We start from the raw sequence: 19,712 nt of genomic DNA, 5'->3' as shown, positions 1-19,712 counted from the left end.
GCTAAGCGTTGGAAACCTCGATCAACTTGTTCAGAACTCTGGTCGCATTCCCATTGTCGATCGCTTCGCGGGCTCTGACGATTCCGTCTTCAAGTGTCCTGACCCTGTCGGCAACGACCAGTCCGGCACCAGCATTCATCAGCACCGTATCACGATATGCGCCGGGAGTTCCCGAAAGAACACCGCGCAATGCGGCCGCGTTGAATTCCGAATCTCCTCCGCGCAACGCTTCCTTGGAATGGCGTTGCAGCGCAAAGGCTTCAGGGGTGAGGGTGAAACTGCGGATTTCACCGTTCACGAGTTCGGCAACATGGGTTTCGCCCGTTACGGTGATCTCGTCATAGCCATCGCCGTGAACGACCCACACATGTCTGGAACCGAGCGCCTTGAGGGCTTCGGCCACCGGCAGCACCCATTCGGGCGCGAACACGCCCACGAGCTGCCGTCCGACCCCTGCAGGGTTGGTGAGAGGCCCGAGCAGATTGAAGATGGTACGTGTGCCAAGCTCCACCCGGATCGGCCCCACGTGCTTCATTGCCGGGTGATGCGACGGCGCGAACATGAAGCCGATACCAGCTTCCTCAATACACCGAGCTATGGTCTCCGGCGCGAGCTCGATGTTGACACCCAGCCGCGTCAGCACGTCTGCGGTGCCCGTCAGCGAGGAAAGGCCGCGGTTCCCATGCTTGGCCACCGGCACGCCGCAGGCGGCAATGACGAAGGCGGAAGCTGTGGAGATGTTTACGCTGTGCGAGCCGTCGCCGCCTGTGCCGACGATGTCGATCGCTTCCACCGGGGCCGAGACGGGCAGCATCTTGCTGCGCATCGTCGCGACGGCACCGGAAATCTCGCTGACGGTCTCACCGCGAACACGCAGCGCCATCAGGAAGCCGCCGATCTGACCCGGAGTGGCGTCACCCGACATGATGATATCGAAGGCATCGCACGCTTCATCGAAGCTCAGTGCGTCGCCGGTGGCCACCTTGCCGATGAAGGGTTTCAGCGCGCTCATCTGGCCAGTGCCTGCGAGATGGCCACCTGGTCGATCTCCACCGGATACTGGCTCTGCAATTGGGCAACCAGCTGATCGAGGAGATCGCCGGAGAGGCCCGCGGCGAAGGAGTTCTTCACGTCATCCGGAACGGTCTGTGCGTCGGCGGCGGCCGGTTCCACCACCTGAGTGACCTTGAACAGGATTTGCGCGCCGCCGGTCGGTGCCGGAATGACGCCGGACTGGCCCTCGCCGACATCGAACATTTCGGCTGCTCCCTCGCGGCCGAAGTCGGCATCGTCCGCGGAGCGTTTCAGGCCGCGCTTGGTCTGCTTTTCGAGCGAAAGCTCGGAAGCCACCACATCCAGCCCGGCCCCTTCCGCAACACGCTTCTTCAGCTCCTCGGCTTTGGCCAGAAGTCTCTTTTCGGTTTCAAGCGCCGTCCAGTCGGCAACGACGCGGTCCTTCACCTCATCCAGTGCGCGATCACGGGCAGGGGTGACGGAGTTGAGTTCATAGAACAGATAGCCGCCATTCGCCGTTTGCAGCGCCTCGTTCTCGGCGCCCGGTTCGGATTCGAAAACCGCGCGGATGAGGTTGGCCGATTCCGGCAGATTACGAATGACGTTCTCGTCAGGCGCACGGCCTGAACGATCGATCGCCTCGACCGTGACAACCTTCAGGCGTTGTTTGGCAGCGGCCTCTTCCATGGTCTCGCCGCCGGCGCGGGCATCCTCATACGCGTCGTGAACTTCGAGCAGCAGGCGGCTGGCTTCGCTGAGGGCGAGGTCCTTGCGTATCTGATCCTGAACCTCGGAGAGAGGCTTGACCACCTCGGGATTTATTTCGGTCACGCGCAAAAGCACCGGGCCAAAAGTACCTTTTACCACATGGCTGACTTCATTCAGCCCCAGCGCGAAGGCTGCTTCCGCCACGGCCTGATCTGCAATCTTGTCCTTTGCCAGCGTTCCGAGCTGAACATCGGATTCGGTCTTGCCCTGCGCGGCATAGACCCGGTCGAAAGTTCCGCCGTTGTTGATGGAATCGCGAGCCGTCTGCGCATCCTGCTCGGATGAGAAAACGATCTGCTCGATCTTGCGGGTGGCAGGGGTGGTGAACAGCGACTTGTTCTTCTCGTAATCTTCGCTCACCTGCTGATCGCTGATCGCGGCCGGATCGGAAATATCTTCGGGTTCGAGACGGACATAGGAGAATTTACGATATTCGGGCGCGGCATATTTCTGCTTGTTCGCCTCGAAATAGGTGGAAAGCTCGGTGTCGGACGGAGCTTCAACCGGCTCTACCAATGATTTCGGCAGAACCAGGTAATCGACCGTACGGTCCTCACCCTGATAGAGAGCGAATGCCCTGAGGAATGTGTCGGGCACCTTGAGTCCATCCGAAACGGCTTCGATGATCTGCTGGCGCCGGGCGACCTGCGCCCTGTTGTTCAGATAGTCTTCCGGCCGCATGCCGACCTGACGCAGCACATAGTCGAACATCTGCCTGTCGAACTGTCCGTTTGCCCCGCGGAAAGCCGGATCTTCATGGGTGAGGGCGGCGAGGCGGTCCTGCGAGATGCCGAGACCCATCTTGCGGGCCTGTTCGTCGAGCAGCGCTCCGGAAACGAGCTGTGCGATCACCTGACGGTCCAGCCCGAGGGCGTTGACCTGCTCCTGCGTAAGACGCTGGCCGAACTGCTGGGAGAGCGAATTGATCTGCCTGTCATAGGACAGACGATATTCGTTGACCGAGACCGACGTGCCGCCAACGCGCACGACGGATTCGTGGCCGCCGATCACGCCTGCAACCTGACCCGAAATTCCCCAGACAGCGAAGCTCAGCACCAGCATGAGGAGCAAAGTTTTGGCGACCCAGGTTCCCGAGGCTTTTCTCAGACTATCGAGCATGTTCAATTCCGGTTTCAGATGCAGCCAAGGGCAATAGCCTCCTTGTGCGCCAGTGTCGATTGCTTTGTGGCCTGATTTTGATACTGAAGGCGCCCATATGGAAGCTTTCAGGGACAGAAAAGACATGACGCCAGGAATTCGGCCGCTTGTTGCGGGCAACTGGAAGATGAACGGCACCAGCGCTTCGCTCGATGAGCTCAGAATGATCGGCGACGGCTTCATGCGGGGCCTTGATGCCCAGACCGAGGCGCTGGTCTGCGTACCGGCCACGCTTCTGGCAAGGGCTGCTGAAGTCCTGTCCCGCACGCCGGTTCGCGCCGGCGGCGAAGATTGCCACGCCAACAGCAGCGGCGCGCATACGGGCGACATCTCGGCCGAGATGCTGAAGGATGCAGGCGCAAGCCATGTCATCGTCGGCCATTCGGAGCGGCGCACCGATCATGGCGAGAGTGATGCTACGGTTCACGCCAAGGCCGAAGCCGCGTGGCGGGCCGGGCTCATCGCCATCATCTGCATCGGCGAGACGAACGATCAGCGCCAGGCCGGCGACACGCTCGACGTGCTGTCGCGCCAGATCGAGGGGTCGGTGCCTGAAAGCGCCAGCGCCGCCAACACCATTATTGCATATGAGCCGGTCTGGGCTATCGGAACCGGCCTGACGCCAACTGCCGATGATGTGGCAAAGGCCCATGCCCACATCCGGGGCCGGCTTGTGGAACGGCTGGGCGAGGCTGCGAATTCGATGCGCATTCTCTATGGCGGCTCGGTCAAGCCATCCAACGCCGTCGAACTGCTCGGCGTTGCCAATGTGGATGGTGCTTTGGTCGGTGGCGCGAGCCTGAAGGCGGCCGATTTCCTCGGCATAGCCGAAGCATACGAGCATCTGTGACAGAGAAAAGGCTGGCGCACGGCTTCGTGCGCCCCTACATGGTGGCTTCGAAGGCTAATTCCGGGCCCGGACTTGGAAATGCCATCAAAGCATTGTATTGAGCCGCGTCCTCAGGAACGCTCGCGCAAGCGGGCGCAGGCATTGCCAGGGTAGACCTATGGAAACCGTACTTATCGTCGTCCACCTCATGATCGTGCTCGCCCTTGTCGGCGTGGTACTGGTTCAGCGTTCCGAAGGTGGAGGGCTTGGTATCGGCGGCGGTTCCGGTTTCATGACGGCGCGCGGCGCTGCCAACGCCCTGACGCGCACCACGGCAATTCTCGCCGCCGCGTTTTTCGTCACCTCGCTCGGGCTCTCCATCATTGCCCGTTATGGCGCAAAGCCGACCGATATTCTCGATCGGGTTCCTGCTGCGACCCAGCAGCAGAATGCTCCTGCACAGCAGGGCGTTCTCGATCAGCTTCCGGGTCAGGTTGCGCCGCAGGCGCCCGCAGCGGCCCCGGCCGCTCCTGATGTCCCTGCACCCGTTGCACCTACTGCTTCCGAACCTGCTGCTGCGGTTCCGGCGCCTGCCGAAGGCGCTTCGCAGCCTGCGGAACCTCAGGTTCCCAACAATTAAGCCTGTTTCAGTGGCCGGGAGCGGCCACTGCCGGCTACTGTTGTTGTTTGAACACAGTTGTCGCAAATGAATTTTATCACGATGATTTGCCGGGCAAGATGCAAAGCCCCGCTTGAGGTGCGCCCGGCCAATCGATTATAGATCAGCAGATGGTTGCCCGTGCGGGTATTGCGGGCAAAGCCACGGGCAACAGCAGTTTTTCTGATCGGATTTTCGCCATGCAGCTTCGCAGCTTCATTTTGATGAGCCTGTGCGCCTCCCTGTATGCGGGTGCGCCAGTTCATGCAGCCCCCATTGCAGCGGGCGCTGGCCCTAAAACCCCTGCCGCTACTGACGTGGTTGAAGTGGCCGCCAAAAGCGCCGCTTCCGAGCTCAGAACCTTGAAGCGCAAGAAAAAGCCGACCGACGAAGATCTTGCCAGAATCCAGGAACTGGAGAAGCAGGTCAAAATCGAGCAGGCTGAGGCTCGCGCACGGGCTATCGAGGCCAAGAAGCTGGCCATGCGTGAAGCCGCCAAGGCAAAGTCGGAGGCCGAACGCAAGGCATTTCAGGAAAAGCGCGAGCAGAGCAGGGCGGCGCGAGCAGAGCGGGCACCCGCGCCTGCGCGTCAGGCTCCTGTGAAGCCACAGGTCGTCGCAGCCCCTGCCGTGATCGAAGAAGTCCAGCAGCCGCTGTCCGCCGATGCGATGGCCATTGCACGCACCGGCAACAATGGCGAACTCAGAAGTGAAGCACGCGACGTTCCCCAGCAGCGCAGCGGCGGTCTGTTTGGCGGGCTCTTCAACGCCAGCGCATCGGCCGGCGCCGTTGCCTATCTTCCCGAGACGCGGGCTCTCGACTCCGTTTTGCAGGAACGTCAGGCAAAGAAGAAGTTCAATGTGAAGCCGGAATTCGAGCCACAGCAGGTGAACTTCACCGGCTATGAGCCGGGCACCATCGTCATCGACACCAATGCGCATCGTCTCTACCTGGTCGAGACGCCCTTCACCGCGCGTCGCTATGCGATTGCGGTTGGCCGCGACGGCCTTCAGTACAAGGGCACCACGGTCGTCGGCGACAAGCAGGAGTGGCCGCGTTGGATTCCCACCAAGGACATGCAGCAGCGTGAGCCCGCCAAGTATGGCCGTTACAAGGACGGTATGCCGGGCGGCCCGGACAATCCTCTGGGCGCGCGCGCCATCTACCTCTATGAGGGCAAGAAGGACACCTATCTGCGCATCCATGGCACCAATCAGCCGCAGACAATCGGCACCAATTCGTCGAATGGCTGCTTCCGCATGATCAACGACCATGTGATGGATCTCTACAGGCGCGTGAAGACCGGCACGAAAGTCGTCGTTCTCTGACAGTTCGCGTCAGCTTTGAAAGGGGCCGGCCGGAGCCGGCCCCTTTTGCTTGAAACACTTAAGCCCGGGAAAACCTTATGCGGCAGGGTTTTTCCACTGGCGGAATCGGTTCGGCCGCGCTAAGCGATGGTTCCCATGGCGCGATATGTTTTTATTACTGGCGGCGTGGTTTCCTCGCTTGGCAAAGGTATAGCTTCTGCGGCTCTTGGAGCCCTGTTGCAGGCGCGCGGCTATCGTGCGCGCCTCAAGAAACTCGATCCATACCTCAACGTCGATCCGGGCACGATGAGCCCCTATCAGCACGGCGAGGTTTTTGTGACCGATGACGGTGCCGAGACCGATCTGGATCTTGGCCACTATGAGCGTTTCACCGGCAGGTCCGCCAACAAGCAGGACAACATCACCACCGGGCGCATCTACCAGAACATCATCGAGAAGGAACGTCGCGGCGACTATCTGGGCGCGACCGTGCAGGTCATTCCCCACGTCACCGACGAGATCAAGAATTTCATTCTCGATGGCAATGAAGATTATGATTTCGTGCTCTGCGAAATCGGCGGCACTGCCGGTGACATCGAGGCAATGCCTTTCCTCGAAGCGATCCGCCAGCTCGGCAACGATCTGCCGCGCGGTCAGGCGGTGTATGTCCATCTGACCCTGATGCCGTGGATTCCGGCGGCGGGCGAACTGAAGACCAAGCCCACCCAGCATTCGGTGAAGGAGCTGCGCGCCATCGGCATCGCGCCCGACATTCTGCTCGTGCGCGCCGATCGCCAGATCCCGAAGGAAGAGCGGCGCAAGCTCTCACTGTTCTGCAATGTGCGCGAATCGGCCGTCATCCAGGCGCTGGACGTGCGCCACATCTACGATGTGCCCATGGCCTATCATAAGGAGGGGTTGGATTCGGAAGTTCTGGCTGCCTTCGGCATCGATCCTGCGCCGAAGCCGCGCATGGAGCGCTGGGAGGCAGTGGCGCGGCGTATCCACAACCCTGAAGGCGAAGTCACGATTGCTGTCGTTGGAAAGTACACCGGTCTGAAGGATGCCTATAAGTCTCTGATCGAGGCGCTTTCGCATGGCGGTCTCGCCAACCGGGTGCGCGTGAAGCTCGAATGGATCGAGTCCGAGATATTCGAGAAGGAAGATCCGGCGCCCTATCTCGAAAAGGTGCATGGCATTCTGGTGCCAGGCGGATTTGGCGAGCGCGGCTCCGAAGGCAAGATCCTTGCTGCCCGTTTCGCCCGCGAGCGCAAGGTTCCGTATTTCGGCATCTGCTTCGGCATGCAGATGGCCTGCATCGAAGCTGCGCGGTCTCTGGCCGATGTCGAGAAGGCTTCGTCTACCGAGTTCGGGCCTACAAGCGAGCCGGTTGTCGGCCTGATGACCGAATGGCTAAAGGGCAACATGCTCGAAAAGCGCAAGGCGAGCGGCGATCTCGGCGGTACCATGCGCCTCGGCGCTTTTGACGCCACGCTGACGGAAGGTTCGAAAATCGCATCGATCTACGGCACCACGAAGATTTCGGAGCGCCATCGCCATCGTTACGAGGTGAACATCGAGTACAAGGAGCGCCTGGAAGAGTGCGGGCTGCAGTTCGCCGGCATGTCGCCGGATGGCGTTCTGCCGGAGACGGTGGAATATCCCGATCATCCCTGGTTCATCGGCGTGCAGTACCATCCGGAGCTGAAGAGCCGTCCGCTTGAGCCGCACCCGCTGTTCGCGAGCTTCATCGAAGCAGCCGTGGAGCAATCGCGTCTCGTCTGACGAGCGCTCTGACGCATATCGCCCGGAACCGGGAATCGGTTTCGGGATAAGGACATGCGTGAAAACAGAGGCTTAAAGCGTCAGCGAATCTGAAGGATCGCGACACGCTTTAAAGACAGGCAACAAAAATGGCGGGGACATTCCCCGCCATTTTTGTTCATCGGTTTCGCATCAGGCAGCGCTTGCTGTCTGCTTGCGGGGCCTGCGCCGGAACTTGCGCGGCTTCGCGCCATCGGGCGCACGCTCGCCGGAAGGGCGGGGGGCATTGGCCTTTTCCGGCCAGTGCCGGTTGGTGTTGCCGCCGCGCTTTGCGGCATTGGCCGGTCTTGCCTGCCCCTCGGCCGCTCCTGCCTGCCTGCCGTTGCGTCCATTGGCATTGCCGGCGGAAGCGTCAGCACCGGCCTCGCCACCACGTCTCGGGCCACGATTGCCATTGGCGTTGCGCTGGCCGCCGGAAGGGCGGCGATTGCCATCACGCCGCTGCGGACGGGTATCCTCGCTGTCCGGTCTGGCATCGCTTCCCTGCGGCCGCGCCCTGGACTGCGGATCCGGCTCATCGAGGTGATCGGCAAGCACCGGCAGTTGCATGCGGATGATCCGCTCGACCTGTCTCAGCTTGGCGTTTTCAGACGGGTCGACCATGGTGATGGCGACGCCGTCCTGTCCGTTGCGGCCGGTGCGGCCGATACGGTGGACATAGCTCTCCGCCTCGTCGGGCAGGTCGAAATTCACCACATGGCTGATGCCGGGAACGTCGATGCCGCGCGCAGCGATATCGGTGGCCACCAGAATGCGAACGGAGCCGTCACGAAATCCGTTCAGGGCCTTCTGGCGTGCGTTCTGGCTCTTGTTGCCGTGAATGACGCCAGCCTCGAAGCCGTCACGCTCGAGATCGCGGGTCACGCGGTCGGCGCCATGCTTGGTGCGCGCGAAGATGATGACGGAACGCATCGCTTCATCGGCCAGCATTTTGGAGAGGACCTGCCGCTTCTGCTTCGTGCGGGCAAAGATCACGCCCTGCTTTATCTCGGAAGCGGTGGTGCCCTGCGGAGCAACCTCGACGCGGACGGGATCGTGCAGAAGGCCCTTTGCGAGCTCGGCGATCTCGTTCGGCATGGTTGCCGAGAACAGCGCCGTCTGCCTTGCGGGGTGGGTGGCCTTGGCGATGCGGCGAACGTCGTTGATGAAGCCCATGTCGAGCATGCGGTCTGCTTCGTCGAGAACGAGCCAGGTCGTGTCGGAAAGGATGAGGTCCTTCTCGCGCACGAGATCCGTCAGGCGGCCTGGCGTTGCGATCAGGAAATCGACGCCGGGGGCGATACGCTTGACCTGGCTGTGACGCGACACGCCGCCGAGCACAAGCGCGGTCGAAATATGCGCGCCCTTGGCGAGCAGCTTCACGGTGTCTTCGATCTGCACGGCGAGTTCGCGGGTTGGTGCGAGGATCAGCGCCCGCGCTGTCTTCGGCCGGCGCTTGGTGCCCAGAGCGATGATCTTCGACAGGATCGGCAACGCAAAGGCGGCTGTCTTGCCGGAGCCCGTCTGGGCAATGCCCAGAATGTCACGGCCTTCGAGCTGGGCGGGGATGGCCTGTTCCTGAATAGGCTTCGGTTCTGTGAAGCCGGCCGCATGCGTGGCTTTCAGGAGCTGCCCGGAAATTCCCAGAGCGGCGAAGCCGGTCGGCTCCGCAATGGTTTCATTGGTCAAAATTCGTCTTCTTTCAGGCGACATGCAGCCGCCAAAACGTACGGCGGAGCGCAATCCACCTGACATAAACATCGGAAACGACAAGGCGGCGGATGGTATCCGCTCGGCTGCGCTGTCGCGCCCACACGTTTCTGCGTGTGGGGCTTTTCATCACCGCGCCGGCAGGCGCAAGGTGTGAAACAGACGCAACCAGTCTCATTCTTCGAGAAAGCCGGATCAACCGGCCCAAGCGCCTATGAGCCGCATATGGAGGAGCGGGGCCAAAATTGCAAGGAGATTATGTTGCGGCGCAAAAACGATGGCTACGCATCATTGCTCCTGCGGGACCCAGCCCGCCCAAAACTCAGCGGCCGTGAAGACCAGCGCGTGAGCCTGTTGATCACCCAATGGCGAACCGGTCGCGGCAGCATACTCGTCAGCTTGAGGCCCCAGACCAGACGCTTCGGGAAGGCGATTTCAAACCCACCGCGGGTGATGCCCCGCAACATGCGGCTTGCCGCATCCTCAGGGGTCATCAGCGCCGGAACCATGGAAGCCGTCTGCTGCAACTGGAGCAGCGGCGTGTTCACAAAACCGGGGTTGGCGACCTGAATGCGGATGTTGATTTTGTCGAAATCATATTTCAGAGATTGGGCCATCACGTTGATGGCGGCCTTGCTGGCGCCATAAGCAGCCGTGGTCGGCCAGCCGAACCAGGCGCTGATCGATCCGAGCAGCACGATATGGCCGAAACCGCGCTTTTGCATTCGGCGAACTACCGGCACCAGCCCGTTGATGACGCCCTGAAGATTGAGATCGAAGGTCCGCCTGAATTTGCGCACCGAAAGGTTTTCGCCGGCCACCGGCACATAAGTGCCGGCATTGAAAATGGCGAGCACCACCGGACCGGCCGCGCTTTCGATGGCGGCCAGCGTGTTTTCAAGGCGCGCCTCATCGGTAACGTCGCAAGGATAGGACAGAATCCGGCCGGAAAGGGGAGCCGATTCAGCTATCAGCGCCTCGATTTCATCGCCTTCGCGTGCGGTGACCGCCACCGTGTAACCGGCTGCGGCCAGCATTTTCGCAAGTGCCCTGCCTATTCCGGAACTGCCGCCTGTGATCCAGACGACGCCGTCTTGGGGGTTGGCCCTGTAGAGTCCCATTCGTCACCATATCTGCATTGCAAAACGGTCTAGCCATCTGCGCCAGTTTAGGAAAGAGGGGATGTGGGAAGAGAACAAGGTTACAGCTTTCGTGTTGGAATAATGTCCTAAAAAACTGGATTCATGAGAAAAATAGATCCTTGTAAGGAGCCGGATACACTTCTAGTTTCGGACAAATTCACCAGATCGAAGGAATTTCCATGCACCGCTCGGTGATCGACGCTATCGGCAACACTCCCCTGATCAGGTTGCGGCGAGCTTCCGAGGAGACGGGGTGCGAGATTCTCGGCAAGGCCGAATTCATGAATCCCGGCCAGTCCGTGAAGGACAGGGCAGGGCTTTTCATTATACGCGATGCGGAACGGCGCGGTCTGCTGCGGCCGGGCGGCGTCATCGTGGAGGGAACGGCCGGCAACACAGGCATCGGCCTCACGCTTGTGGCCAGGGCGCTGGGCTACCGGACAGTGATCGTCATTCCCGATACGCAGAGCCAGGAAAAGAAGGACGCGATCCGCCTGCTGGGTGCGGAACTGATCGAGGTTCCGGCGGTGCCTTACCGGAACCCGAACAATTATGTGAAGCTGTCCGGGCGTCTGGCGGCGCAACTGGCGGCGACTGAGCCGAACGGCGCTATCTGGGCCAACCAGTTCGACAATGTGGCCAATCGGGACGGCCATATCGAAACCACCGCAAGGGAAATCTGGGAGCAGACCGGCGGAAAGATCGACGGGTTTGTCTCGGCTGTCGGATCCGGCGGCACGCTCGCCGGGGTTTCGGCCGGGCTGCGCAGCAAAAGCAACGGCATAAAGGTGGCGCTGGCCGATCCGCTCGGTGCAGCCCTCTACAGCTATTACACCAGCGGCGAGTTCGCTGCCGAAGGCTCTTCGATCACCGAAGGCATCGGTCAGGGGCGCATCACCGCCAATCTGGATGGTTTCGCGCCGGATTTCTCCTATCAGATCCCGGATGAGGAGGCCTTGCCGATCATCTTCGACCTGATTCAGGAGGAGGGGCTTTGCGTCGGGGGTTCCACCGGCATCAACATCGCGGGCGCCATCCGCCTCGCAAAGGAACTGGGGCCGGGCCATACCATCGTGACCATTCTGTGCGATTACGGTACACGCTATCAGTCGAAACTCTTCAATCCTGAATTCCTGCGGGCGAAGGACTTGCCTGTTCCGGGCTGGATGGAGAAGAAGGTCGGGATCGACGTGCCGTACGAACAGGTGGAATGATGGAACCCAGCACACACGCCCTCTTTCGCGATGATCCCTATCTGAAGGAGGCGGCGGCAAGTGTGCTGGCGGTCAATGAACGCGGTGGCGTCATCCTCGACCGCACCATTTTCTACGCGACCTCCGGCGGACAGCCGGGCGATACGGGGTATTTCGAACGCGCGGACGGAAGCCGTGTCGAGATCGCGGCGACGGTCACCGGCCAGACCAAGGATGAGATCATCCATGTTCCCGCGCCGGATCAGCCGGCCCTTGCTCCTGGTGAATCGCTCAGGATTTCCATCGACTGGCCCCGTCGCTACCTGCTGATGCGCATGCACACGGCCTGCCATCTGCTCACCGTCGTGTGCCCCTATCCGATCACCGGCGCGGCCGTATCTCCCGATGATTCGCGGGTGGATTTCGACATTCCGGATGCAAGCCTCGGCAAGGAGGAGGCGACCCAAAAGCTCATGGAGCTGGTCCGGGCCGATCATCCGGTTTTCATACGCCAGATCAGCGACGCTGATCTTGCTGCCAATCCGGGACTGGTCAAATCCAAGAATGTGCGCCCGCCGCAGGGCACGGGCAGCATCCGGCTTGTCTGCATCGGCGACGAAGGCCTGATCGACAGCCAGCCCTGCGGCGGCACGCATGTCGGCCGCACCTCTGAAATCGGCGAGATACATATCGGCAAGATCGAGAAAAAAGGCAGGGAGAACCGGCGCTTTCGTCTTCGGTTCGGTCCCCTGCCGGTCGCCTGACGCTTAAAGCGTGTCGCAATCTTCCAGATTCGCTCCTCACGCTTTAAGTTCCTGTTTTTACGCATGTCGTTGTATCGAAACCGGTTCCCACTTTCGGGCGACATGCTTTAGTAGAAGAACAGCAACTCAGGGAAGGACACGAACATGGCTGCGGACAGCCCATTTACGGTGGATGCGGAATGGTTGCAGCAGCGCCTCGGTGAGCCGGGCCTGACCGTTATCGACGCCTCCTGGTATCTTCCCGACCAGAAGCGCGACGCGCGCGCCGAGTATGAAGCCGCACATATTCCGGGAGCCGTGTTTTTCGATCATGATGCGGTTTCCGATCCGAATTCGGATCTGCCGCACACGCTGTCTTCGCCACAGCATTTCGCCCGCTTTGTCGGCACGCTCGGCATTTCCGCCGACGACACCATCGTGATTTATGATGGTCCGGGTTTCTTCTCCGCTCCAAGGGCATGGTGGATGTTCCGCATCATGGGCGTCTATCAGGTCTACGTTCTGGATGGCGGCTTCGACAACTGGAAGGCTGAGGGCCGGCCAGTAACCTCGGAAGTCACCCGAATAGCGCCCTGCATCTTCCATGCCGAATTCGACGAGAAACAGGTAGTCGGCCTCGCCGAGATGCGCCGTGTCGTCGAGACGCGCGAGAGCCAGATCGCCGATGCGCGCGGTCCCGGCCGTTTCACAGGCGCCGCCCCGGAACCCAGAGCCGGCATCCGTTCCGGACACATGCCGGGCGCACGCAATGTTCCCTATTCGGCCCTCTCGCGAGATGGCGAGCTCCTTCCGGCTCCGGAATTGCGCAAGCTGTTCGAGGACGCCGGTATCGATCTGAATCGGCCGGTGGTGACGTCCTGCGGGTCGGGCGTGACGGCGGCCGTGCTGATACTGGCGCTGGAAACACTGGGGCACAGTGACAACCGCCTGTATGACGGCTCATGGACCGAGTGGGGCGGATTGACGGACACTCCCGTTGAGACGGGCGCAGGCCGCATTTCTGAAAACTGATCTTACGATGTCGCAGATGCAGCCAGACCCGATAGATGTGACCGTCGTCTTTCTTGAGATGAAGGCGCCACCGTCTTCCTATCCGCCGGCGCCTTACAACCGGCAGATCGCGCTTCTGAAGACCAGCAACATCCCGCTGCACTACTACCGCTATCTGACCGACAGGGTCGGGCGGAAGTGGCACTGGGTGAATTCCCTGCGCAAGAGCGACGAAGAGCTGGATGCGGAACTCCATCGTGAGGGCAGGGAGATCTCCGTGCTCTATCTCGACGGTGCTCCGGCTGGCTTCTTCGACATCAACCGCATTTCACTGGAGATCTCCGATCTGGCGTTCTTTGGCATGATGGAACATGCGATGGGACAGGGGCTCGGCCGCTGGTTTCTGGGGGCTGCCATTGCAGCCTGCTGGGCAACACGCCCTCAACTGGTAACGGTGCAAACCTGTACGCTTGATCACCCTGCAGCGCTGCCTTTGTATCAGAAGCTGGGGTTTACACCCGTGGGGCAGTCCAGAGAAACAATCCGGCCCATGAGCTTCGAGGAGCGGAGCGACAGCGTGATGCGCTGATGATAAGCGCTTGCGTTCCTGAACGCCTCGTTCATGCCCGCTTCAGGCAACTCCTGTAAGTTCGCAATGAGCCTCGAAGAAACACGTGCGGGGCAGCGACACAAGGAGAAGACCATGCTCAACCGCCGCAGCTTTGCGACCGCTCTTGTCGCGGCCGTCATCTTGCCCGGAGCCGCTTTCGCTCAGGCGCAGACACCTTCGGCCGCAACCATCCAGCGCCAGCTTGAAAGCGCGCCGCGTATGCGGCTCAACCAGAACCAGCGCGTCACCGTGGGTGAATTCAAGCGCCGGCCGGATCTGCGCCGCGCGGCCCCTTCGATCGACATCCAGTCGATCAACTTCGAGTTCGCTTCGGCGGAAATCGCCCCATCGCAATATCGCAAGGTTCAGAATATCGCGGATGCCCTGAACGGCATTCTTCGCCGCGACCGGCGTGCGCGCGTTCTGATTGAGGGCCATACCGATGCGGTGGGCTCATTCCAGTCCAATCAGGTGTTGTCGGAACGCCGTGCCGAGTCGCTCAAGCGGGTTCTGGTGCGCCAGTTCGGTGTGCCGTCCCGGGCGCTCGAAACGGTTGGCTATGGCAAGGAATTCCTGCTTGTTCCCACGCAGAACGAAAACTGGCGCAATCGCCGCGTCACCCTGCGCCGCATAGACAGCTTCCTTCGCTGACACTTCACGATACCGATATCCTGAGAAAGCCCGGCTTGACGCGCCGGGCTTTCGGCGTGTCTTCTCTCCCTTCAGTTGTGAGGGCGAGCAATGACGATAAGAGTTGTTATGGCCGGGGCGACCGGTTGGGTAGGCAAGGCTCTGGTGCCAGCTATCATCACTGCGGATGATCTTGCTCTGGCAGGCGCCGTTGCGCGTCAATCCGCTGGGCAGGACGCCGGACTGGCGGCAGGGTTGCCGTCGGAAGCCGGGGTCAAAGTATCGGGTTCTCTGGAGGAAGCTCTGCAGGCACCATCCGATGTGGTGGTGGATTACACCAAACCGGATGCGGTCAAGGCCAACACGCTTCTGTCGATCTCGAAGGGACGTCATGTCGTGATCGGCACTTCCGGACTTGGAGCGGAAGACTATGCCGAGATCGATGCTGCCGCCCGCAGCGCCGGCGTCGGTGTGATTGCGGCAGGCAATTTTTCGATTACCGCCACGCTTCTGAAGCGGTTTGCCCTGATGGCCGCGAAATACGTTCCGGACGTCGAAATCATAGACTACGCCAGCGCCAGGAAACCTGATGCGCCCTCCGGCACCGCGCGCGAGCTGGCAGAACAGCTTGCGCAGATACGAAGACCCGCAACGAGCCTGCCGCAATCGCAGGTGTCTGGCGTGCCTGCCGCACGCGGGGGCGCGGTCGGGCAGGGCGAGGGCGTGCAGGTTCACTCGCTGCGCCTGCCTTCCTACATCCTCTCATGCGAGGCGATCTTCGGTCTCCCCGATGAGCGCCTCACCATCCGGCACGATGCCGGATCCTCGGCAGCCCCCTATGTTGCGGGAACGCTGCTGGCGATACGCCGGGTCGGATCCATCACGGGACTGGTGCGCGGGCTCGACGCCCTGATGGACTGAGATGCGTCTCCGTTAACTCTTTGTTAACCATAAGGGCTCACATTATGAGTAACTGTCGTATTGCCGTTACATTGGCCTTCTAAAAGGCAGGTGTCGACAAGGTTGCTGACCGCGGATGTACCGGCGGCGACCGCGACAGACGAGGAAGCGGAGCACTTGCTCCGCTTTTTTGTTTCTCCCGTTGCCGCCCGGTCGGAATCGCATATTGTGGGCGCGTTTCTCGGGAAAAGACCATGCCGCGCATCGCTTACGTCAACGGGCGTTACATCGCCCATCGGCACGCCACCGTTCATATAGAAGACCGCGGATATCAGTTTGCCGATGGCGTTTATGAAGTCTGCGAGATTGCCCGCGGCTTCATCGTCGACATGAAGGGGCACCTCGACCGGCTGGACCGCTCGCTCTCCGAACTCTCTATCGGCTGGCCGATGCACAGGTCAGCGCTGATGGTCGTGATGCGCGAGGTCATCCGCCGCAACCATGTGCGCGACGGTATCGTCTATTTGCAGGTCACACGCGGGGTCGCGCCGCGCGATCATCCTTTCCCGGTGGGTGTAACGCCTTCTCTGGTGGTGACGGCGAAGAAGTTCGACGCCGCCAAAGTGCACCAGAAAGCCGAAGCGGGCGTGCAGATCATCACTGTTCCGGAAAACCGGTGGGACCGGGTCGACATCAAGAGCGTCGGCCTGTTGCCGAATGTACTGGCCAAGCAGAAGGCCCGGGAAGCCGGAGCGCAGGAAGCATGGTTCGTCGATCCGGACGGCACGGTGAAGGAAGGCGCTTCCACCAACGCCTGGATCGTGACGCAGGATGGCGCTCTGGTCACGCGCCCGGCCGATCATGGCATTTTGCGGGGAATCACCCGGACCACCTTGTTCAAGGTCGCCGAGAGCCTCGGTTTGCGGATCGAGGAGCGCCCGTTTACCGTCGAGGAAGCATTGGCGGCGCGCGAGGCGTTTTTGTCGTCTGCGACCACGCTGGCGACGCCGATCATTGCAATAGATGGCCATCCGGTGGCAAATGGCCACCCCGGTTCGGTGACACTTTCCCTGCGACAGGCGTTTTTTGACATTGCGGAAAAAAGTCCGGCCTGATAACCGCTGGGTGTAAACAATCGTAAATCTCGTCCTGCTTGCTTTTTTGCAGGCAGGTTTGTTTGCGACGGAATATGCCTGCGTTGCAGGTGTATTGACGGACAGACAAAAAGGGATCCGGCGGGAAGATAAGAAAAATGGCCGAACGCTCGCAAAATCTTCAGGACCTTTTCCTGAACTCGGTTCGTAAAAGCAAAAACCCTCTTACGATATTCCTCATCAACGGCGTGAAACTGACTGGTGTCGTGACGTCGTTCGACAATTTCTGTGTGTTGCTGCGCCGCGACGGGCACTCCCAGCTCGTCTACAAGCATGCCATCTCCACGATCATGCCGAGCCAGCCCGTTCAGATGTTCGACGGCGAGGAAGGCTGATACTGCTTGGCACGCAACCGCGACGCCGCTGACAAATCCGGAACGCAGGCTGACAAAGGCGAGGGCGGGGACAAGACCGCGCCCGTCCGGGCCGTCGTCGTCGTTCCGGTTCTGACGCGGCCGCAGGCCGTGGATGAATCATCCCGGCCGCGCCTGACGCGTTCGCCTTCCGCGCGCCATGACGAGGCCGTGGGGCTGACGCGCGCGATCAATCTCGACCCGGTTCACAGTCTGGTGGTGACGGTCAATGACCCCCGCCCCGGAACCCTTCTGGGATCGGGCAAGGTGGATGAAATCGCTGCCCTGGTAGCAGAAAGCGATGCGGAGCTGGTCATTGTCGATCATCCGCTGACGCCGGTACAGCAGCGCAATCTCGAGAAAGAGATGAACGTCAAGGTGCTCGACCGCACCGGGCTCATTCTGGAAATTTTCGGCGAGCGCGCCCGTACCAAGGAAGGCACGCTTCAGGTCGAGCTGGCCCATCTGAATTACCAGAAGGGCCGTCTGGTGCGGAGCTGGACCCACCTTGAGCGCCAGCGCGGCGGTGCTGGTTTCCTCGGCGGACCGGGTGAAACGCAGATCGAGGCCGACCGCCGCATCCTTCAGGACAAAATCGTCAAGCTGAAGCGAGAACTGGAAACCGTTCGCCGCACGCGTGACCTGCATCGCGCCAAGCGCAGGAAAGTGCCTTTTCCGGTGGTTGCCATCGTCGGCTACACCAATGCCGGAAAGTCCACTCTGTTCAACCGGCTGACGGGAGCTGCGGTGCTGGCCGAAGACATGCTCTTCGCCACGCTCGACCCCACTCTGCGCCGCCTGCGCCTGCCGCATGGCACGCCGGTGATCCTGTCCGACACGGTGGGGTTCATCTCCGACCTGCCCACGCATCTTGTGGCGGCATTTCGCGCTACGCTGGAAGAGGTGGTGGAAGCCGATCTCATCCTACATGTGCGCGATATTTCCGATCCCGACACCGCCGCACAGGCGGAGGACGTGGAACGCATATTGGGCGATCTCGGCGTCGATGCGAATGACGACCGCCGGGTGATCGAGGTCTGGAACAAGATCGATCTTCTGGACGACGCCAATCGCGAGCGACTGCTTGGCGAAGCGCATCAGGACCAGCGGCAGGGGCCGATTGCCATCTCGGCCATCACCGGAGAGGGGCTGGAGCGTCTTCTGGCGACCATCGAGACTTATGTCTCGGGCGAACTGGCGGAAATGACCGTCAACCTTGCGCCGGATCAGTTCAGCCTGCTCGACTGGCTCTATCGCAATGGCGACGTCATCCGGCGCACGGACAATGACGACGGCAGCCTCACGCTGGTGTTGCGGGCAACGCAAAGCGCGCGCGAGGAAATCCGCAACCGTGTGCGTGGCGCAGCGAAGGGAGCTGCCGCGGACGAGGGTTAGACCTTACCCTTCGCCTGTTGCCAAAGCTCTTCCATCTCTTCCAGAGTGGCATCTTCAAGCGATTTTCCCTTTTCATCAAGGGACCGCTCTATGTAGTGGAAGCGATTGCGGAATTTGTCATTTGTTCCGGCAAGCGAAGCCTCTGAATCCACGCCGAGATGGCGGCCGAGATTGACGAGCGCGAACAGCGTGTCGCCAAACTCATCCCTGATGGCATCCGATTTTCCCGCTGCCAGCGCCTGACGCAACTCGCCGATTTCCTCCTCGATCTTGTCGAGGATCGGGGCGGCAGCCCCCCAGTCGAATCCGACGCGCGCGGCTTTTTCCTGAAGCTTGAGCGCACGGGTCAGAGCCGGCAAGGGCAGGGGAACGCTGTCCAGATAGCCCTTACCGTTGTCTTCCGGGTCCTGTCCGCGGGCAATTCTGGCCGCGCGCTTCTCCGCCTTTTCTTGCGATTTGATCTTTTCCCACATGCCTTTCGCCATGCCGGCGCTGCGTGCATGGTCGTCACCGAACACATGCGGATGACGGCGGATCATCTTGGTGGTGATCGCCTCCACGACATCGGGAAACGCGAATTCGCCCTGCTCCTCGGCCATGCGGGCGTGGTAGACGACCTGCAGCAGAAGATCGCCCAGCTCCTCGCGCAGATCGTCGAAATCGCCGCGCTGAATGGCGTCCGCCACCTCATAGGCTTCCTCGATCGTATAGGGCGCGATGGTGGAAAAAGTCTGCTCCACGTCCCACGGGCAGCCACCGACCGGTGCGCGCAGCGCAGCCATGATCTCGATGAGCCGGGAAATGTCTTTCGAAGGCGTCAGCGAGGGAATTGCGCCGTCTTTGTCCAGCTTGCGCGCAAAATACCTTACGGTCTTCGAGCCGCCATGAATGGTGGCTTCGCCGACTTCCCGAAAGCCGAGCCGGTCATGAAATGCATCCGATGCCGGATTGGGCGGATCGGAGTTCACCTCGCACACGATGGTATCGTGCCCGGCCCTCAGGGCCAAGTCGAACAGATGTTCATAAAGCCGTCTGGCATGGCCGCGCCCGCGTGCCGCCTCGCTGACGACAACGCGATCAACATAGAGGAAGCGTGGGAAATTTTCGCGGAACCAGAGAAAGTTCGGGCTGTCATAGTCGGCATTCTGGTCGAAGCTTATCAGAAATGCCTCGGCATCCCCAATGCTCAGCGCGTGGGCTGCGTTGTCCAGAAGGTGGGACAGGCGCTCCGGTTCCAGCCATGAAAGCTCCAGCGCATGGAGATTGTTCAGCTTAAGGATCGCCGCCTCGCGATTTCTGTCCACGGATTCGATGGGCGGCAGCGGCTGGCTTGA

At 61.0% G+C, this 19,712-nt stretch carries 19 protein-coding genes and 1 pseudogene; 13 read left to right on the top strand and 7 right to left on the bottom strand.

Going from position 1 to position 19,712, the window contains the following annotated elements; translation table 11 throughout:
• Window position 1: 1 nt before the first annotated feature.
• Window positions 2–1,012: an anthranilate phosphoribosyltransferase gene (gene trpD, locus HNR59_RS11770; protein WP_183830236.1), complete on the bottom strand. Its 1,011-nt coding sequence runs from the start codon at window positions 1,010–1,012 to the stop codon at window positions 2–4.
• Window positions 1,009–2,901, bottom strand: a complete 1,893-nt coding sequence (locus tag HNR59_RS11765) for a SurA N-terminal domain-containing protein (protein ID WP_183830233.1) — start codon at window positions 2,899–2,901, stop codon at window positions 1,009–1,011. Before HNR59_RS11765 ends, trpD begins: the two co-directional genes overlap by 4 nt.
• Before the next feature lie 124 nt (window positions 2,902–3,025).
• Between HNR59_RS11765 and tpiA the strand changes: the two genes are divergently transcribed.
• Window positions 3,026–3,790: a triose-phosphate isomerase gene (gene tpiA / locus HNR59_RS11760; protein WP_183830230.1), complete on the top strand. Its 765-nt coding sequence runs from the start codon at window positions 3,026–3,028 to the stop codon at window positions 3,788–3,790.
• Between the two features lie 157 nt (window positions 3,791–3,947).
• A complete protein-coding gene (gene secG, locus HNR59_RS11755; protein ID WP_183830227.1) occupies window positions 3,948–4,409 on the top strand; it encodes a preprotein translocase subunit SecG in 462 nt (153 codons plus the stop codon).
• Here secG and HNR59_RS11750 read toward each other — a convergent pair.
• Window positions 4,406–4,693, bottom strand: coding sequence for a hypothetical protein (locus HNR59_RS11750; protein ID WP_183831620.1), 288 nt, complete (start codon window positions 4,691–4,693; stop codon window positions 4,406–4,408). The genes secG and HNR59_RS11750 overlap by 4 nt on opposite strands.
• 96 nt (window positions 4,694–4,789) lie before the next feature.
• Here HNR59_RS11750 and HNR59_RS11745 point away from each other — a divergent pair, with 96 nt between their 5' ends.
• Both HNR59_RS11745 and pyrG read left to right on the top strand, forming a co-directional pair.
• Window positions 4,790–5,755 (top strand): L,D-transpeptidase, encoded by a 966-nt coding sequence (locus tag HNR59_RS11745; RefSeq protein WP_343060799.1) that lies wholly within the window; start codon window positions 4,790–4,792, stop codon window positions 5,753–5,755.
• A 126-nt stretch (window positions 5,756–5,881) separates the two neighbouring features.
• Window positions 5,882–7,519 carry a CTP synthase gene (gene pyrG, locus HNR59_RS11740; protein WP_281379435.1) on the top strand — a complete coding sequence of 546 codons (1,638 nt, stop codon included), beginning with the start codon at window positions 5,882–5,884 and terminating at the stop codon, window positions 7,517–7,519.
• A 171-nt stretch (window positions 7,520–7,690) separates the two neighbouring features.
• Here pyrG and HNR59_RS11735 read toward each other — a convergent pair whose 3' ends face one another.
• Both HNR59_RS11735 and HNR59_RS11730 read right to left on the bottom strand, forming a co-directional pair.
• Window positions 7,691–9,250, bottom strand: a complete 1,560-nt coding sequence (locus tag HNR59_RS11735; protein ID WP_425488646.1) for a DEAD/DEAH box helicase — start codon at window positions 9,248–9,250, stop codon at window positions 7,691–7,693.
• Between the two features lie 278 nt (window positions 9,251–9,528).
• On the bottom strand, window positions 9,529–10,368 hold the full coding sequence (locus tag HNR59_RS11730; protein WP_183830216.1) for an SDR family NAD(P)-dependent oxidoreductase: 840 nt from the start codon (window positions 10,366–10,368) through the stop codon (window positions 9,529–9,531).
• Window positions 10,369–10,568: 200 nt separating this feature from the next.
• Between HNR59_RS11730 and HNR59_RS11725 the strand changes: the two genes are divergently transcribed.
• The 9 genes from HNR59_RS11725 to hflX all read left to right on the top strand — a co-directional run bounded on the left by HNR59_RS11725 (window position 10,569) and on the right by hflX (window position 18,378).
• Window positions 10,569–11,603, top strand: a complete 1,035-nt coding sequence (locus HNR59_RS11725; RefSeq protein ID WP_183830213.1) for a cysteine synthase A — start codon at window positions 10,569–10,571, stop codon at window positions 11,601–11,603.
• A complete protein-coding gene (locus HNR59_RS11720; protein ID WP_183831556.1) occupies window positions 11,603–12,346 on the top strand; it encodes an alanyl-tRNA editing protein in 744 nt (247 codons plus the stop codon). The genes HNR59_RS11725 and HNR59_RS11720 overlap by 1 nt, the downstream gene beginning before the upstream one ends.
• Window positions 12,347–12,490: 144 nt before the next feature.
• Entirely contained in the window at window positions 12,491–13,357 is an 867-nt protein-coding gene (gene sseA / locus HNR59_RS11715; protein WP_183830210.1) for a 3-mercaptopyruvate sulfurtransferase, read from the top strand.
• Window positions 13,358–13,364: 7 nt separating this feature from the next.
• The gene (locus HNR59_RS11710; RefSeq protein WP_183830207.1) at window positions 13,365–13,925 is read left to right on the top strand and encodes a GNAT family N-acetyltransferase; all 561 of its coding nucleotides are present in this window, start codon (window positions 13,365–13,367) and stop codon (window positions 13,923–13,925) included.
• A 114-nt stretch (window positions 13,926–14,039) separates the two neighbouring features.
• Window positions 14,040–14,597: an OmpA family protein gene (locus HNR59_RS11705; protein ID WP_183830205.1), complete on the top strand. Its 558-nt coding sequence runs from the start codon at window positions 14,040–14,042 to the stop codon at window positions 14,595–14,597.
• 90 nt (window positions 14,598–14,687) lie between these two features.
• Window positions 14,688–15,497, top strand: coding sequence for a 4-hydroxy-tetrahydrodipicolinate reductase (dapB, locus tag HNR59_RS11700; RefSeq protein ID WP_183830202.1), 810 nt, complete (start codon window positions 14,688–14,690; stop codon window positions 15,495–15,497).
• 233 nt (window positions 15,498–15,730) lie between these two features.
• Window positions 15,731–16,591: a D-amino-acid transaminase gene (locus HNR59_RS11695; protein WP_183830199.1), complete on the top strand. Its 861-nt coding sequence runs from the start codon at window positions 15,731–15,733 to the stop codon at window positions 16,589–16,591.
• Window positions 16,592–16,728: 137 nt separating this feature from the next.
• Window positions 16,729–16,965: an RNA chaperone Hfq gene (gene hfq / locus HNR59_RS11690; RefSeq protein WP_183830195.1), complete on the top strand. Its 237-nt coding sequence runs from the start codon at window positions 16,729–16,731 to the stop codon at window positions 16,963–16,965.
• 6 nt (window positions 16,966–16,971) lie between these two features.
• Window positions 16,972–18,378 (top strand): GTPase HflX, encoded by a 1,407-nt coding sequence (gene hflX, locus HNR59_RS11685; RefSeq protein WP_183830192.1) that lies wholly within the window; start codon window positions 16,972–16,974, stop codon window positions 18,376–18,378.
• Here the strand turns inward: hflX and mazG are convergent.
• Both mazG and HNR59_RS20785 read right to left on the bottom strand, forming a co-directional pair.
• Window positions 18,375–19,199 carry a nucleoside triphosphate pyrophosphohydrolase gene (gene mazG, locus HNR59_RS20790; protein WP_246374679.1) on the bottom strand — a complete coding sequence of 275 codons (825 nt, stop codon included), beginning with the start codon at window positions 19,197–19,199 and terminating at the stop codon, window positions 18,375–18,377. The genes hflX and mazG overlap by 4 nt on opposite strands.
• 51 nt (window positions 19,200–19,250) lie before the next feature.
• A pseudogene (locus HNR59_RS20785) lies at window positions 19,251–19,682 on the bottom strand (GNAT family N-acetyltransferase); the annotation flags it as partial.
• Between the last annotated feature and the right edge of the window lie 30 nt (window positions 19,683–19,712).

The organism is Aquamicrobium lusatiense (assembly GCF_014201615.1).
In the GTDB taxonomy this organism is placed as follows: Bacteria; Pseudomonadota; Alphaproteobacteria; order Rhizobiales; family Rhizobiaceae; genus Mesorhizobium; species Mesorhizobium lusatiense.
The sequence above is the reverse complement of the archived record's forward strand: the minus strand, read 5'-3'. Positions and strand labels throughout refer to the sequence as shown.